This window comes from Corynebacterium sp. AOP40-9SA-29 (genome assembly GCF_052377405.1).
GTDB lineage: Bacteria > Actinomycetota > Actinomycetes > Mycobacteriales > Mycobacteriaceae > Corynebacterium.
This window is the reverse complement of sequence record NZ_JBQSWR010000001.1, coordinates 1-14,198: the sequence shown is the minus strand read 5'-3', so window position 1 is coordinate 14,198 and position 14,198 is coordinate 1. Positions and strand designations below refer to the sequence as shown.

Here is a 14,198-nt window from a genome sequence, read left to right as displayed (position 1 = left end):
GGTCTTCCTGTGCGTCAGGACGCCAGCCGGCGGGGCGCGCGTTTCTCGCGGCGGGGTCGCCCGCTCTGCGCGGCGGCGCGTTCCGACTCGCCCATCCCGCCCCAGATGCCGTAGACCTCGCCCACGCTGAGGGCGTGCTCCTTGCAGTGGGCCAGCACCGGGCACTCATTGCAGATCGCCTTGGCGCGGTGCTCGCGCAGCGAGCGGGCGCGTCCGCGCTCACCATCGGGGTGGAAGAAGACGGCGGACTCGGCCCCACGGCAGGAACCGTGCAGTTGCCAGTCCCAGAAGGTGGTTGCGGGGCCCGGGAGATCGCTCGTCTGCGGCATGGGTTTTTCTCCTGTACATCGTGAGGGTGGATCGGCTGGGGTGTTCTCCAGTGCCTCCCACCCTGTCCGGTCGATATGAACAACAGGTGTCCGCTAGCTGTTCGGCATGTGACATTTTTGGACCCCACTCCAGACCCCGTTCGAGTCCCCGATCCGGAGGTACCCTCCCGGGTGAGTCCCGAGCGGATGGTTTGCTGTGGTAATTTCAGCCCACAGGCAGGGCCAGTTCTAGTGACGACTAGTACGACGACCAGTACGACGACCAGTACCCTGCCGCGACCGTGTTATCCCGAGGACTATGACAGCGACTGACGACATCGACGAGGCACTGCCCCGTCTCGTCCCCTCCGCAGTGGAGGGGGACGGGCGGGCGCTCCAGCGCATCATCGATCTCATTCATCCGCCGGTCGTTCGCTACTGCAGGGCCCGGGTGCCGTCCACGAAGTACCCCACGCCGGAGGACCTCGCGCAGGAGATTTGTCTGGCTGTCGCGCGCGCCATACCCGGTTATGAGGACCAGGGCAAGCCGTTCATGGCTTTCGTCTACCGGATCGCGGCGAACAAGATTGTGGATGCACGGCGTTCACAATCGCGTGACCTGGCTGTTCCCACCGATGAGGTGCCGGATCAGGAAGTCGTGACAAATACGCCGGAAACCGTGGCGTTGGATGTGAGTTCCTGTAACGAAGTCGTACAGCTTCTCGATACGCTCAGTGAGAAGGCACGGCAGATCGTGACTCTCAGGGTCTTCGGCGGATATTCCGCCGAGGAGACCGCCGAGATCGTCGGCTCTACCGCTGGAGCGGTCCGGGTCGCCCAATTTCGGGCGCTGGCCAAGATGCGGGAGACCCTGGAGTCCCGTGAGAATTCGAGGACGGAATAATGGACGAGCACAGGTGGGACCCGCAGGGTTTCGACGGCGACGGTACCGAGGGTGCCGACGCTGACGCCGTGCGCGCCACCGACCGGATGCTGGACGCTTTGGCGGCCGGCCGGGAACCGGACGGTGCTGAGGGTGCTGACCCGCTCCTGCGTCTGCTGGCCGACGTCCGTGCCGAGGCTGACCGCGACATCCCCGCCGCCCCAGTCGTCCCCGCCGTGGACGCTGCGCCGGTGACGTCCCTGGCGGGTCGTCGCCGTCGCCGTGCGATGCGTCGTGCCGGGGGAGTGGCTGCTCTGGGAGGCATCTCGCTGACCTCGCTGGTGGTGGGCAGTGGTGTTGCCGCGGCCCTCGTTGTCGGCGGGTTCACCGTTGGCGCGTTGACCACCGGCAACTCCGGTGGCTCCGATTCCATCGTCGCTGAGTCCGCCCGTGAGGGCGACGGCGGTACGTCCGGTCAGGGTGGGGCCTCCGAGGCCCCCGACCGCGATGATGCCACGCGCGACGGGCAGGACGTCCCGGACGATTCTGATGGTGACGGCGCCCCGGTGGAGAGCGACGGCGGCGACACTAGTGTCGGTAACGACGCCGATGCCGGCGGCATGATCCTCGCGGAGCCGGAGAGCGGTGACGAGTCGCAGTCCGGCGACCAGACCGACACCACCGGCGACGGTGTGCAGGACGGTGAGGGCGGCGACGCCGAGGCGTCCGACGTTCAGACCGAGACGCCCGCCGACGGCGGGGCTATGCTCATGGCCGAACCGCAGGGCCGTGCCGCGTCCCCGGTGAAGCCGTCCGGCACGAGCTCGAGCACGTCGAGCAGTTCCTCCTCGGCGACGAGCGCGCCCAAGGCGCAGCGCGACGCCGAGGAGAGCGAACCGACCGAATAGGTCAGGCTAGATCAGGCTCAGCGGCCCCAGCGGCGGAAGGTGCGCGGGCCGCGGCTCAGCCAGTCGGCGGCGTCGGCATAACCGGCGCAGTAGTCCCAGGGGACGTAGAAGTCGGGGTCGGGGTCCGCACCGGGCTCGTGCACGGGGATGGGGCCGTCGTTCAGCATCGTCGACAGATTCGAGACCAGGATCGGCCAGTCGTAGTAGTGCAGCTCCTGGCAGTCGTCACAGGTCATCGTTACACCAAGGATGCCGCGGGGTTCCAGCAGCTCCCGGAAACGACGGACATTCGCCAGATCCTCGCGCAGCGCCCCACGCTCCTCATCGGAGAGGGGCTCATCCAGCTCCTCGTCGAACAGGGCGGCCGGGTCCTCCGGGTCGCCGGCAAACGGGTCCGGGGGCATCAGGGAATCGTCGAAGTCCACGCGCACAATCGTACCTGTTGCCGACGGTGAGGGGAACCATAGCCGGGCACCGGTCGCACACCGGGTGCGGATGGCGGACCATGGGGGCAGACAGGCTATCCTGTCTGGTACAACCCGACGACAGTGACGTGGAATGAAGGATGCAGGAGGCCTGACCGGCATGACCGATGCCCAGCTTGTGACCACTGGTGGCGACGACCCGAGGAAGGTGGAGCTGGTCGGTCTGACCTTCGACGACGTCCTGCTTCTCCCCGCGGCGTCCGACATCATCCCCTCCGACGTGGCGACGACCACGCAGCTGACCCGCAACATCACCCTCAACGTCCCGGTGATCTCCGCGGCGATGGACACCGTCACCGAGGCCCGCATGGCCATCGGCATGGCCCGCCAGGGTGGCATGGGTGTGCTGCACCGCAACCTGTCCATCGAGGACCAGGCCGAGCAGGTCGAGATCGTGAAGCGCAGCGAGGCCGGCATGGTCACCGACCCGGTGACCTGCTCGCCGGAGATGACCATCGGCGAGGTCGACGATATGTGCGCCCGCTACCGGATCTCCGGTCTGCCCGTGGTGGACGCCTCCGGGCACCTGGTCGGCATCTGCACCAACCGTGACATGCGCTTCGAGGAGGACTTCTCCGCCAAGGTCGCCGACGTCATGACCCCCATGCCGCTCGTCGTCGCGGAGAAGGGCGTCTCGGCGGACGCCGCCCTGCGCCTGCTGCGCGAGAACAAGGTGGAGAAGCTCCCCATCGTCGACGGCGAGGGTGTGCTCACCGGTCTGATCACGGTGAAGGACTTCGCCAAGCGCGAGAAGTTCCCCAACGCCGCGAAGGACGCCTCGGGCCGTCTGCTCGCCGGCGCGTCGATCGGCACCGGTGAGGACTCCTGGCGCCGGGCCGGCGCGCTCGTCGACGCCGGGGTGGACGCCCTGGTCGTCGACACCGCCCACGCCCACAACACCGGCGTGCTGGAGATGGTCTCGCGGGTCAAGAAGGAGTTCGGCGACCGCGTCGACGTCATCGGCGGCAACCTCGCCACCCGCAGTGCGGCCGAGGCCATGATCGAGGCCGGTGCGGACGCTCTCAAGGTCGGTATCGGCCCGGGTTCCATCTGCACCACCCGCGTCGTCGCCGGCGTGGGCGCCCCGCAGATCACCGCCATCCTCGAGGCGGCCGTGCCCGCCCGCAAGGCTGGTGTGCCGATCATCGCCGACGGCGGTATGCAGTACTCCGGCGACATCGCCAAGGCGCTGGCCGCCGGTGCGTCGTCGGTGATGCTGGGCTCCCTGCTCGCCGGCACCAGCGAGGCCCCCGGTGAGATCACGGTGATCAACGGCAAGCAGTACAAGATGTACCGCGGCATGGGCTCCCTCGGGGCGATGAAGGGCCGCGGCCTGCACGGCGAGCAGCGCTCCTACTCCAAGGACCGCTACTTCCAGGCGGACGTCACCAGCGAGGAGAAGCTGGTGCCGGAGGGCATCGAGGGGCGCATCCCCTTCCGCGGCAACGTGGACACGATCATCTACCAGATGGTCGGCGGCCTGCGCGCCGCGATGGGCTACACCGGCTCGCGCAATGTCGCCGAGCTCAACGACGCCCACTTCGTCCGGATCACCGGTGCGGGCCTGCGCGAGTCGCACCCGCACGACGTCCAGATGACCGTCGAAGCCCCGAACTACTACCAGCGTTAGGAAACGGTCTCAGCCATGCAGGAACAGGTGAACATCGGGATGGGTCGCACGGCCCGCCGGGTCGTGGGATTCGACCAGATCAACATCGTGCCCTCGCGCCGTACGCGCTCCTCGCACGACGTGGACACCACGTGGCGCATCGACGCCTACCGTTTCGACATCCCGTTCATGGCGCACCCCTCGGACGCCGTGGTGACCCCGGAGTTCGCCGTGGAGTTCGGCCGTCTCGGCGGTCTGCCCGTCATCAACGCCGAGGGCCTGTGGGGACGCCACCGCGACCTCGACGGTGCCCTGGAGAAGGTCCGCGCCGCCGCCGGCGACTCCGACCCGCTGGGCCTGCCGGCCGCAGACAACGCCGCCCAGCGCGTGCTGCAGGAACTGCATGCCGCGCCGCTGGACCGCGGGCTGCTGGCCGAGCGCCTCGCCGAGGTGCGCGAGTCGGGTGTGACCTTCGGTGTGCGTGTCTCCCCGCAGAACGCCCGCGACTTCGCCCCGGACCTGATCAAGGCCGGTATCGATCTGCTGGTCATCCAGGGCACCCTGGTCTCCGCCGAGCACGTGTACTCCAATGGTGAGCCGCTGAACCTCAAGGAGTTCATCGGTTCGATCGACGTGCCCGTCATCGCCGGTGGCGTGGTGGACTACACCACCGCCATGCACCTGATGCGTACCGGTGCCGCCGGTGTGATCGTGGGCTCCGGCACCACCACGAACAGCCAGGCTCTCGGCATCGACGTGCCCATGGCCTCTGCCGTGGCCGATGCCGCCGCCGCCCGTCTGGACTACCTGGACGAGACCGGTGGCCGCTACGTGCACGTCATCGCCGACTCCCACATGGAGTACTCCGGCGACATCGCCAAGGCGATCGCCTGCGGTGCGGACGCGGTCTCCCTGGGCGCGCCCCTGTCGATGGCGGACAGCTCGGGCGGACGCGGCCACTTCTGGCCGTCCGTCGCCGCGCACCCGAGCCTGCCGCGTGGCGAGGCCGAGGGTGTGTTCGGTGCCTTCGGTGCCCGCGAGACCCTGCCGCTGGAGAAGCTGCTGTTCGGCCCCACGGACAACCCTTACGGCGAGGAGAACCTGGTCGGCGGGCTGCGCCGTTCCATGGCCAAGTGCGGTTACACCGACCTGAAGAGTTTCCAGAAGGTGCCGCTGGCCGTGCGCTGACGCACGCCCCTTGCCTTAAAACCCCGCGCGATTGGTGGTCCTGAATTCTCAGACCACCAATCGCGCGGGGTTTCGGCGTTCTAGAGCAGGGGAGTCAGAGCAGCACGGTGAGCAGGACCAGGGTGGCGGGCAGGGCGAGGAAGACACCAATGACCCAGCCGGCCACGTAGAGCTTATTGCGCGCACCGAGGCGTGCCAGCGTGGTCGCCCCGGCCAGCGGGATCCACCGTAGGAAAGGCAGTCCGTAGATGATCAGCAGCGCGAAGATGTTGTAGAGCACGTGTACAAGTGCGGCCTGCAGGGCGAGCTCTGCCTCGGGGCCACTGAAGGCGAAGGCGGCGATGAGTGCGGTCAGCGTGGTGCCCACGTTGGCGCCAATGGTGAACGGGTAGACCTGCCGCAGGGAGAAGGTGCCGGAGCCGGCGAGGGGGACGATCAGGGAGGTCGTGGTCGAGGAGGACTGGACCATCACGGTGATCAGCGTGCCGGAGGCGATGCCGGAGATCGGGCCGCGTCCGATGGCGGTGTGCAGCACCTTCTCGGCGCGCCCGACCATCACCACCTTGAGCAGGGTGCCGATCACGCTGATCACCCCGAGGATGAGCGCGATGCCGACCAGGATGAGCAGGATGCCGTCCCACGGGCCGGGCAGGACGCCGGACGCTGCGACGATCGCGTCGCCCAGGGGCTCTGTCACGCCGGTCACGGCGTCGCCGAGACCGCCGAAGACGGTGGCGAGCACGCCGCCGTCACTGCCGGCCATCTGGTGGGAGAGCCAGCCGGAGGACTTCTCGAGGATGCCGAAGGCGAGTTCGAGGGGGAGGAAGATCACCACGGCGAGCAGGTTGTAGCAGTCGTGGATGGACGCGGCGGCGAAGGCGCGGCGGAAGGACTCCCGGTCGCGGACCATGCCCAGGCTGACCAGGGTGCTGGTGATCGTGGTTCCCACGTTCGCGCCGATAAGCATGGGGATGGCGGTGGCCATGGGCAGCCCACCGGCGCAGAGTCCGACGATGATGGCGGTGACCGTGGTGGACGACTGGATCAGCGCGGTGGCCAGCAGCCCGATCATCAGGGCGACCAGCGGGTTGGAGGCGAAGGCGAAGAGTTCCTCGGCCTGGCCACCGGTCGCTGCCTTGAAGCCGTCGCCGACCACGGAGACCGCGGTGATCAGCAGGTAGATGCCCAGCGCCACCCCGATCCAGTTGGCCCAGGCCAGGGGCTTGCCATGGAGCCCGAGGCGGGTGAAGGGGCTGCGCACCGGTGCGGGTGTGGGGTTTACACCGGTAGGTGCGGTGTCGCTCGTGGTGTTGTGGGCGACGGATAGGTGGTCGGTGACCTCTGCCGGCACGTGGGGCTCCGTTTCCTGGTCGACTACGTGTCGTGGGGTACTGCCGTCGAGTGTATGGGGTTCACCCTGGTTGGCGAATTCGGGAGGTGAACGGCGAATGAACTCTCCCGGCACGGCCTGCAGGGTGACCGGCGGTATCGGCTGGTGGGACGTTCGGTAGAGTTGGCGTCGTGACACATCAGCAGCAGTCCGGCGCATCTGCCGACAGTCCCCGTCCCGTCCTCGTCGTCGACTTCGGCGCGCAGTACGCGCAACTCATCGCACGTCGTGTGCGTGAGGCGCGGCTGTACTCCGAGGTCGTCCCGCACTCCATGTCCGCCGAGGAGGTTGCCGCGAAGAACCCGGCGGCGCTGATCCTCTCCGGCGGCCCGTCCTCCGTCTACGCCGACGGCGCCCCTGCCCTGCAGAAGGAACTGCTGGAGCTGGGTGTTCCGGTCCTCGGCATCTGCTACGGCTTCCAGGCGATGACCCACGCCCTCGGCGGCACGGTCGCGCACACCGGTGACCGCGAGTACGGCCGTACCGAGATCTCGGTCGACGGCGGTTCCTTGCACAACGGTTTCGAGTCCAGCCACCAGGCGTGGATGAGCCACGGCGATGCGGTGAGCGAGGCCCCGGCGGGCTTCACCGTCACCGCGCACTCCGAGGGTGCGCCGGTTGCCGCGTTCGAGTGCCTGGACAAGCGCATGGCGGGCGTCCAGTACCACCCGGAGGTCCAGCACTCCCCGCACGGCCAGGAGGTGCTGACCCGCTTCCTGTACGACGTTGCCGGTCTGGAGCCGACCTGGACCGCGGGCAATATCGCCGAGCAGCTCATCGCCGCCGTGCGCGAGCAGGTCGGCCCCGAAGGCCGCGCGATCTGCGCGCTGTCCGGCGGCGTGGACTCCGCCGTGGCCGCCACAATCGTGCAGGCGGCCATCGGCGACCGTTTGACCTGTGTCTTCGTCGACCACGGGCTGCTGCGCGCCGGCGAGCGTGAGCAGGTCGAGCACGACTTCGTCGCGGCGACCGGCGCGAAGCTCGTCACTCTCGACGAGCGGGCGGCGTTCCTGGACAAGTTGTCCGGGCTCACCGACCCGGAGGCCAAGCGCAAGGCGATCGGCGCGGAGTTCATTCGTTCCTTCGAGCGTGCGGTCACCGGTGTGCTGGAGGACGCCCCGGAGGGCTCTTCGGTGGACTTCCTGGTCCAGGGCACCCTGTACCCGGACGTCGTGGAGTCCGGCGGCGGTTCGGGCACGGCGAACATCAAGAGCCACCACAACGTCGGCGGCCTTCCGGACGATGTGGAGTTCACCCTCGTCGAGCCGCTGCGTCTGCTGTTCAAGGACGAGGTCCGCGCGGTGGGCCGCGAGCTCGGCCTGCCGGAGGTCATCGTGGGACGCCAGCCGTTCCCCGGACCGGGCCTGGGTATCCGCATCATCGGTGAGGTCACCGAGGATCGGTTGGAGACCCTGCGTGCCGCGGACGCCATCGCGCGTGCCGAGCTGACCGCCGCCGGGCTGGACAATACGATCTGGCAGTGCCCGGTCGTGCTGCTCGCCGACGTGCGTTCGGTGGGCGTGCAGGGCGACGGCCGCACCTACGGCCACCCGGTCGTCCTGCGCCCGGTGACCAGTGAGGACGCCATGACGGCGGACTGGACCCGGGTGCCCTACGAGACCCTGGAGCGGATCTCGACGCGGATCACCAACGAGGTTGAGGAAGTCAACCGTGTGGTGCTGGACGTGACCAGCAAGCCGCCGGGAACCATCGAGTGGGAGTGAGTCCACTCCCCGCAGCCTGACCCCCTTCCCGTTCTACGGGGAGGGGGTTAGTTGTTTTTCTCGGCGGCGTTGGCGGCGTTAGCAGCGTTAGCGAGGTCCTCGAGTTCACGGGTGCCGTCGATGCGGGGGATGACCTGCCAGGTGTACACCCCGGCGACGGCCCACGTGATCACGGCGATGGCCCAGTTGTCGAACTCGAAGCCGGGCACCAGCATCAGGGCCAGCCAGATGGGGAACAGGGGGACGACCTGCTTGATGCGGGTGGTGTAGCGGTCGCCGCGGGCCTCGACGGCGGCGCGCACCTTATGGCGGTAGGGGTGGCTGAACAGGCAGAGCAGGCCAGCCGCGAGAAGGACCAGCATCAGGATGACCCGGACGCCGGTGGGCAGCGGTGTGGCGAGCGCGCCCACTCCGGCGCCCATGAGGACGGCGACGCCGGCCCGTAGTGCGCGTGGGGTGACGGGGGTGGGGTCGACGTGGTCGGTGCCGGAGGGTGTCTCGCTGCGTGCCATGGCTGTCCATGCTAGCCGGACGAGGGGGTTTGACCGTCACCCGCCGGGGTAATAGGCTTACACTCGCTAGAACGGATGTTCTAATTATCGCACGACTGGGTATTCCATGTCCTGGCCAGCGCGTAGTGTGCGTGACGGCATCGTGAACAGGGTCGTGAACAGGGTCGGCAAAATGATCGCGGAACAGGAGGTGAGGGTGGTGGAGCAGCGAGACCGGGGGAGTATCGTCGCCGAGTTGCGCAGCCGGATCGCGACGATCGGCGGCGGCGACACTAATGCAGTCGTCGAACCTGTCGAATCAGCCGAACCTGCTGAACGTGCCAGCTCGCCCCACATCACGGTCCCCGACTGGTTGGCCGGTTCCCTGATCGCCGGGGGCCTGCCGCAGGGCGCGGTCACCGCGGCGGACGATTGCCCCGCCGCCCTGGTGGACGTGCTGGCCACGCTGACCGCGTCTGGCGGGTGCGCGGCGGTCGTCGGCTACCCGCGGCTGGCGGTGGCGGCGGTGGAGGCCGCCGGTGGGGACCTGGAGCGCCTCGTGCTGGTGCCGGATCCCACTCCGCATGCTTCGGCGGTGCTCGGCACCCTGGTCGAGGGCCTGGACCTGGTGGTCTATGCGGCCCCGGCGACGGTGTCGCCGTCGGCGGCGCGTCCGGTGGAAGCCCGGTTGCGCCGCAGCAGCTGTGCGCTGTTGGTGTGCTCGGGTGTGCGTTCCTGGCCGGGCGCGCGGCTGCACCTGTCGTGGCGTACGGAGGGCGTCACCGGGCTGGGCGTGGGGTCCGGCCGGGTGCGTGGTGTGTCGGTGGCGGGTCAGGCGTGGGGCCAGGGCCAGCCGCCGCAAACCTTCGGCGGCACAATAGGCACAGTGGGCACAGTCGGCACAGCAACCCCTGCCCTCCAGGACGCCCCGCGGGAGCGTGCATTGTGAGCGCGCGTCGGGTCGTCGTCCTGTGGTTTCCGGACTGGCCGGTGTACACCGCGGCGCTGCGGCGTGGCTGGGACCTGCTCGCCCCGGCGGCGGTGGTGGACAACCACCGCATCCACGCGGCGAACGCGGCGGCGCGTCGGGCGGGGGTGCAGCAGGGCATGAGGGAGCGTCATGCGCTGGGAACCTGCCCGTCGTTGCAGGTCGGCGAGGTGGAGGACGCCGCGGAGGCGGAGGCGCACGAGGAGGTGCTCGTGGCGCTGGAGTCCGTGGCCGCCGGTGTGGAGACCCTGCGTCCCGGGTTGCTGGCGTTCTCGGCGTCCTCGCTGGTGAAGTACTACGGGGACGAGTCGACGGCGGTGGAGCTGCTGGTGGACGCGGCGGCGCGCGCGGGCGCGGACTGCCTGGCGGGCGTCGCCGACGACGTGGTCACCGCGGTGTGGGCGGCGAGGGAAGGACGCAGCGTGGCGTCCGGCGGGTCGGCGTCCTACCTGGCGGGCCTGCCGTTGCGGGTGCTGGTGGCGGAGGCGTCGCTGGGCACGCCGCAGGCGATGGTCGCGGTGCTGTCCCAGCTGGGTGTGCGCACGCTCGCGGACTTCACGGCGTTGCCCGTGTCGGACGTGGCCGGACGGTTCGGCGACGAGGGGGTGCGCTGGCACCGTATCGCCTCAGGCGAGCCGGAGCGTCCGGTGTCCCCGGAGCGCACCGCGGTCCCGCTGGAGGTGCGGGTGGAGCCGGACGAGCCGGTGTCGGACACGGGTACGGCGGCTTTCCTCGCCCGGCAGGCGGCGGTGCGTCTGCACGCTCGTCTGGCGGAGTCGGGGCAGGTGTGTCTGCGTCTGGCGGTGCGTGCGCATCTGGATCCGCCCGCCGGTTACGACGGCCCGGTGACGGTGGAGCGGGTGTGGCGGTGTCGTGAACCCCTGGCGGAGGACGACACGGCCCAGCGGGTGCGCTGGCAGCTGGACGGTTGGCTCACCCGCGTGCGCGCGCAGATGCCGGACACTCCGGACGGGGTCGGCGGCATCGCCGCGATCGACCTGGTTCCGGTGGAGTGCCTTCCCGCCGGCGACGTCGCCGAGGCGTTGTGGGGTGGCCCGGACGTGGGCATCCGCGCAGCCCGCGCGGCCGCCGCGCGCGCCCAGGCGCTGATCGGCACCCGTGGGGTGCTGCGTCCGGTGCACCGTGGAGGACGCGCCGTCGGCGGGCGGGTGCTCACGGTCCCGTACGGGGAGCAGGACCCCGAGGAGGTCACGGCGACCTCGACCAGACGGTGGGACGGGGAACTCCCCGCCCCGCTCCCGGCGCTGGTCGGGGCGCCGGCGGAGCGGATGAACGCCCCAGGGCCGGGTCATCCGGCGTCCGCCGTGCACCTGCTCGACGCCGAGGGTTCCCCGGTGTGGGTCACCGGACGAGGGCTGATGAGCTCGGTGCCGGTGGCGTTGCGCTGGGGCGGCAGGGTCCACCGGCTGACCGGGTGGGCCGGGCCGTGGCCGGTGGACGAGATGTGGTGGTCGCAGGGCGCAACGGCCCGCCGCTACGCCAGGCTCCAGGTCGCCACCGACGAACCCTCGGCGTTCCTGCTGGTCTGCCGTGGGAGGTCGTGGCGGATCGAGGCGACGTACTAGGATTAGGGGTATGCCCACCACACGGAACCCCCGGTCGGGACTGTGTTCCGACATCACCCGGGAGCCCCTCCCCGGAACCGCAAAGACGGGGCGGCTGATCGTCGCCGTCGAATACCCGCAGGGGTGGGGCAAGGACATTCTCGACGGCGAGGCGCTGGGTAAAGAACTCACCGGCGAGGTGAAGCGCTGGCTCAAACGTCACCACGCGCAACTGCAGTTCATCCGCCGGCCCGGCCGCAGCGGACAGAAGGGACAGGCGGGGGACGGCACCACCGTGGTCTTCATCGCTGACGCCGGGGCGACTCCGCCCACCCTCGAACGCCTCGAGGTCACCGGCGGGGTGCGCGGATTGTTGGACGTGGACCTGTCCACGCCCGGTGCGGTGCCGGGCGCCACCCGGGTCGAGCATCCGCTCCTGCTGGTCTGCACCCACGGCAAGCGGGACACCTGCTGTGCGGTGAAGGGCCGCCCCATGGCCGCCGCCCTTGCCGAGGGGCATGGCGGCGAGACCGTCTGGGAGTCCTCGCACACCAAGGGGCACCGCTTCGCCCCGTCGATGATCCTGCTGCCGCACAACTACTCCTTCGGCGGGTTGGACGTCCCGGGCGCCTCGGCGATGCTGGACACTGCCGCCCGCGGCGAGGTGCCCGTCGCCGGCAACCGCGGACGCGGCACCTTCGACACTCACGGCCAGGTCGCCGAACTGGCGGTCGCTGAACTTCTCGCCGAGCAGGGGACGCCCGCCCGGCTGGGCGAGCTGAGCGTGGAGAAGTACACCGTTCCCGTTACGCAGGACGCAGCGCCTGTCGCCCAAAACGCCGAGCAGGACGCTTATGCCGCCGCGCGCGCGGACGTCGACGCGGACTTGCGGCGCCGGGCGGGGGAGCTGATCACCGAGCGGATCGAGATGAAGGCCACCGGACGGCGCGAGGAACTCAAGGCGTTGCACCGACGGGGCTACTTCCAGCCCATCCGCGACTACGAGTACGCGGTGCGGGAGGCTGCTGCGGCCCACGGGCTCGGTGGAAAGAAAGACAAGAAGCACAAGGACCACAAGGGGAAGAAGGGAGGCGCTCCTGCCGTGCGGGTCACCGGGGACGCCGGCTCCTGGATCGTCACCCTGGAGTCGCAGACGTGCCACCCGGTCGTGTCGTCCTGCGGGGACCGTCCTAAGGAGGGCAGGTCCTGGGTCGCCGCCGACGTCGCGGCCGTGGCGGCCGTGAACTAGTCGGTCTTGAGGATATCCACCACGATGCGGGTGGGCGAGTCCAGGACGTTGAGGGTGAAGTCCGGGTTATCCTCGCCGAGACCGACGACGATGCGCTGCGAGCCCTCGAAGACGCCCTTCGCTTCGACGGACTCGATGAGGTCCGTGCTGATCTTCTTGACCGGGACGTCGGTGCTGCTCTCCGACATCTCCAGGCCGCGGACATCGATGACCAGGGCCGTGTCGCCGTCGTAGTCGATCGGGGCGCCGGAGCCGTCGGCGGCGGGCTCATCGTCGGTGGTGACGAACCAGCCGGGGGAGCCGTCCCCCTCCAGTTCGATGACGATGCGTTCGAATGTGCCGTGGCTGGCGGCCCGGACCTCACTGATCGTCATCTGCGTGCCCTCCTCGGGGAGGACGTCCAGGGGCTGGGAGCCGGACAGCGGGCCGGACTCGCTTGAGGAGCGGGGGGCCGGGGAGGCGAGTTCGGCGCCGGGGGCGGCGAACTGCGGGGAACTGGTACTGGCGCTCACGGGATTGAACTCGTTGTCGTCGTCCGCGCCACCGCCACTGCAGGCGGTGAGGGAGACGCAGAGACACCCGCACACCAGGGCGGCGACGCCAGAGGCGACGGGGTGTCCGGTGCGGCGGGTGTCTTCGGTTCTACTCACGACGTGAAAGATTACCGGGCGAGCAAGTGAAAGGCACGGCTTATGACAAAATACTTCCGAATATGACCGGAATGTGACCTCGCTGTGACCGCGCCGTGACCCTGATGGTGATGCACGGCACAGGTCAGCGGCGCATGACCCGCCGGGCGAGCCAGTTGCCGAACAGCTGCGCGGCCTGGACAATCACGATGATCGTGACCAGCGCGACATAAGTCACGTTGTTGTCGTAGGCACGGTAGCCGTACTGGATAGCGAAGTCGCCCAGGCCGCCGGCACCGACGTAGCCGGCCATCGCGGACATGTCGACGACGGCGATGAACATGAACGTCGCGCCCAGGATCAGCGGGCCGAGGGCTTCGGGGATGATCACGGTGAAGATGATCCGCAACGGACCGGCACCCATGGCGCGGGCCGCCTCGATCACGCCCGGGTCGATCGACACCAGGTTCTGCTCCACGATGCGCGCGGCACCGAAGGCCGCGGCGATGATGATCGCGAAGGTTGCGGCATTGATACCCAGGATCGACCCGGTCACGATCCTCGTCAACGGCCCCAGGGCCGTCAACAAGATGATGAACGGGATCGGACGGACGATGTTGACCAGGATGTTCAGGACCCAGAACACCGGCCGGTTGGCCAGCACTCCGCCACCGCGGGTGGTGTAGAGCAGGATGCCCAGAACCAGGCCGGCGAGCCCGCCGATGAGCAGGCCCCAGATCGCCATGTACAGCGTCTCGACGATGGCGTCCTGGTAGATCGG

The 14,198-nt window shown here is 69.2% G+C and carries 14 protein-coding genes; 8 read left to right on the top strand and 6 right to left on the bottom strand.

Annotation, left to right across the window (positions count from 1 at the left end):
* Positions 1–14: 14 nt before the first annotated feature.
* Complete coding sequence (locus ACT3SZ_RS00070) at positions 15–329, bottom strand: WhiB family transcriptional regulator (RefSeq protein WP_444615738.1); 315 nt, start codon at positions 327–329, stop codon at positions 15–17.
* Between the two features lie 298 nt (positions 330–627).
* Between ACT3SZ_RS00070 and ACT3SZ_RS00065 the strand changes: the two genes are divergently transcribed.
* Together ACT3SZ_RS00065 and ACT3SZ_RS00060 are read left to right on the top strand one after the other, a co-directional pair.
* A complete protein-coding gene (locus tag ACT3SZ_RS00065; RefSeq protein ID WP_444615737.1) occupies positions 628–1,212 on the top strand; it encodes a sigma-70 family RNA polymerase sigma factor in 585 nt (194 codons plus the stop codon).
* Positions 1,212–2,099 (top strand): hypothetical protein, encoded by an 888-nt coding sequence (locus ACT3SZ_RS00060; protein WP_444615735.1) that lies wholly within the window; start codon positions 1,212–1,214, stop codon positions 2,097–2,099. Before ACT3SZ_RS00065 ends, ACT3SZ_RS00060 begins: the two co-directional genes overlap by 1 nt.
* A gap of 17 nt (positions 2,100–2,116) precedes the next feature.
* Here the strand turns inward: ACT3SZ_RS00060 and ACT3SZ_RS00055 are convergent, their stop codons facing one another.
* On the bottom strand, positions 2,117–2,524 hold the full coding sequence (locus tag ACT3SZ_RS00055; protein WP_444615734.1) for a DUF5319 domain-containing protein: 408 nt from the start codon (positions 2,522–2,524) through the stop codon (positions 2,117–2,119).
* 160 nt (positions 2,525–2,684) lie between these two features.
* Here ACT3SZ_RS00055 and guaB point away from each other — a divergent pair, with 160 nt between their 5' ends.
* Together guaB and ACT3SZ_RS00045 are read left to right on the top strand one after the other, a co-directional pair.
* Positions 2,685–4,214 (top strand): IMP dehydrogenase, encoded by a 1,530-nt coding sequence (gene guaB, locus ACT3SZ_RS00050; RefSeq protein WP_444617020.1) that lies wholly within the window; start codon positions 2,685–2,687, stop codon positions 4,212–4,214.
* 15 nt (positions 4,215–4,229) lie between these two features.
* The gene (locus ACT3SZ_RS00045) at positions 4,230–5,381 is read left to right on the top strand and encodes a GuaB3 family IMP dehydrogenase-related protein (protein WP_444615733.1); all 1,152 of its coding nucleotides are present in this window, start codon (positions 4,230–4,232) and stop codon (positions 5,379–5,381) included.
* A 94-nt stretch (positions 5,382–5,475) separates the two neighbouring features.
* On the opposite strand, the gene ACT3SZ_RS00040 is transcribed toward ACT3SZ_RS00045, so the two are convergent.
* A complete protein-coding gene (locus ACT3SZ_RS00040; protein WP_444615732.1) occupies positions 5,476–6,732 on the bottom strand; it encodes a Na/Pi symporter in 1,257 nt (418 codons plus the stop codon).
* A gap of 170 nt (positions 6,733–6,902) precedes the next feature.
* Between ACT3SZ_RS00040 and guaA the strand changes: the two genes are divergently transcribed.
* Positions 6,903–8,495 carry a glutamine-hydrolyzing GMP synthase gene (guaA, locus tag ACT3SZ_RS00035; protein WP_444615731.1) on the top strand — a complete coding sequence of 531 codons (1,593 nt, stop codon included), beginning with the start codon at positions 6,903–6,905 and terminating at the stop codon, positions 8,493–8,495.
* A gap of 47 nt (positions 8,496–8,542) precedes the next feature.
* Here the strand turns inward: guaA and ACT3SZ_RS00030 are convergent, their stop codons facing one another.
* Complete coding sequence (locus tag ACT3SZ_RS00030) at positions 8,543–9,007, bottom strand: hypothetical protein (RefSeq protein WP_444615730.1); 465 nt, start codon at positions 9,005–9,007, stop codon at positions 8,543–8,545.
* 172 nt (positions 9,008–9,179) lie between these two features.
* Here ACT3SZ_RS00030 and ACT3SZ_RS00025 point away from each other — a divergent pair, with 172 nt between their 5' ends.
* The 3 genes from ACT3SZ_RS00025 to ACT3SZ_RS00015 are packed head-to-tail and all read left to right on the top strand — an operon-like array spanning position 9,180 to position 12,788.
* Complete coding sequence (locus ACT3SZ_RS00025) at positions 9,180–9,935, top strand: hypothetical protein (protein ID WP_444615728.1); 756 nt, start codon at positions 9,180–9,182, stop codon at positions 9,933–9,935.
* Complete coding sequence (locus tag ACT3SZ_RS00020) at positions 9,932–11,560, top strand: Y-family DNA polymerase (protein ID WP_444615726.1); 1,629 nt, start codon at positions 9,932–9,934, stop codon at positions 11,558–11,560. The genes ACT3SZ_RS00025 and ACT3SZ_RS00020 overlap by 4 nt, the downstream gene beginning before the upstream one ends.
* 10 nt (positions 11,561–11,570) lie before the next feature.
* Positions 11,571–12,788 (top strand): sucrase ferredoxin, encoded by a 1,218-nt coding sequence (locus ACT3SZ_RS00015; RefSeq protein ID WP_444615725.1) that lies wholly within the window; start codon positions 11,571–11,573, stop codon positions 12,786–12,788.
* Here the strand turns inward: ACT3SZ_RS00015 and ACT3SZ_RS00010 are convergent.
* Positions 12,785–13,438 carry an AMIN-like domain-containing (lipo)protein gene (locus ACT3SZ_RS00010; protein ID WP_444615724.1) on the bottom strand — a complete coding sequence of 218 codons (654 nt, stop codon included), beginning with the start codon at positions 13,436–13,438 and terminating at the stop codon, positions 12,785–12,787. The genes ACT3SZ_RS00015 and ACT3SZ_RS00010 overlap by 4 nt on opposite strands.
* 124 nt (positions 13,439–13,562) lie before the next feature.
* Positions 13,563–14,198, bottom strand: a 636-nt coding sequence (locus ACT3SZ_RS00005) for a methionine ABC transporter permease (RefSeq protein WP_444615723.1), incomplete at its 5' end; no start/stop codon positions are given.

Bases quoted from the DNA above. Each gene is read 5' to 3' on its own strand.
- ACT3SZ_RS00070 (WP_444615738.1), bottom strand. From the start codon at position 329: ATGCCGCAGACGAGCGATCTCCCGGGCCCCGCAACCACCTTCTGGGAC.
- ACT3SZ_RS00065 (WP_444615737.1), top strand. From the start codon at position 628: ATGACAGCGACTGACGACATCGACGAGGCACTGCCCCGTCTCGTCCCC.
- ACT3SZ_RS00060 (WP_444615735.1), top strand. From the start codon at position 1,212: ATGGACGAGCACAGGTGGGACCCGCAGGGTTTCGACGGCGACGGTACC.
- guaB (WP_444617020.1), top strand. From the start codon at position 2,685: ATGACCGATGCCCAGCTTGTGACCACTGGTGGCGACGACCCGAGGAAG.
- ACT3SZ_RS00045 (WP_444615733.1), top strand. From the start codon at position 4,230: ATGCAGGAACAGGTGAACATCGGGATGGGTCGCACGGCCCGCCGGGTC.
- ACT3SZ_RS00030 (WP_444615730.1), bottom strand. From the start codon at position 9,007: ATGGCACGCAGCGAGACACCCTCCGGCACCGACCACGTCGACCCCACC.
- ACT3SZ_RS00025 (WP_444615728.1), top strand. From the start codon at position 9,180: ATGATCGCGGAACAGGAGGTGAGGGTGGTGGAGCAGCGAGACCGGGGG.
- ACT3SZ_RS00015 (WP_444615725.1), top strand. From the start codon at position 11,571: ATGCCCACCACACGGAACCCCCGGTCGGGACTGTGTTCCGACATCACC.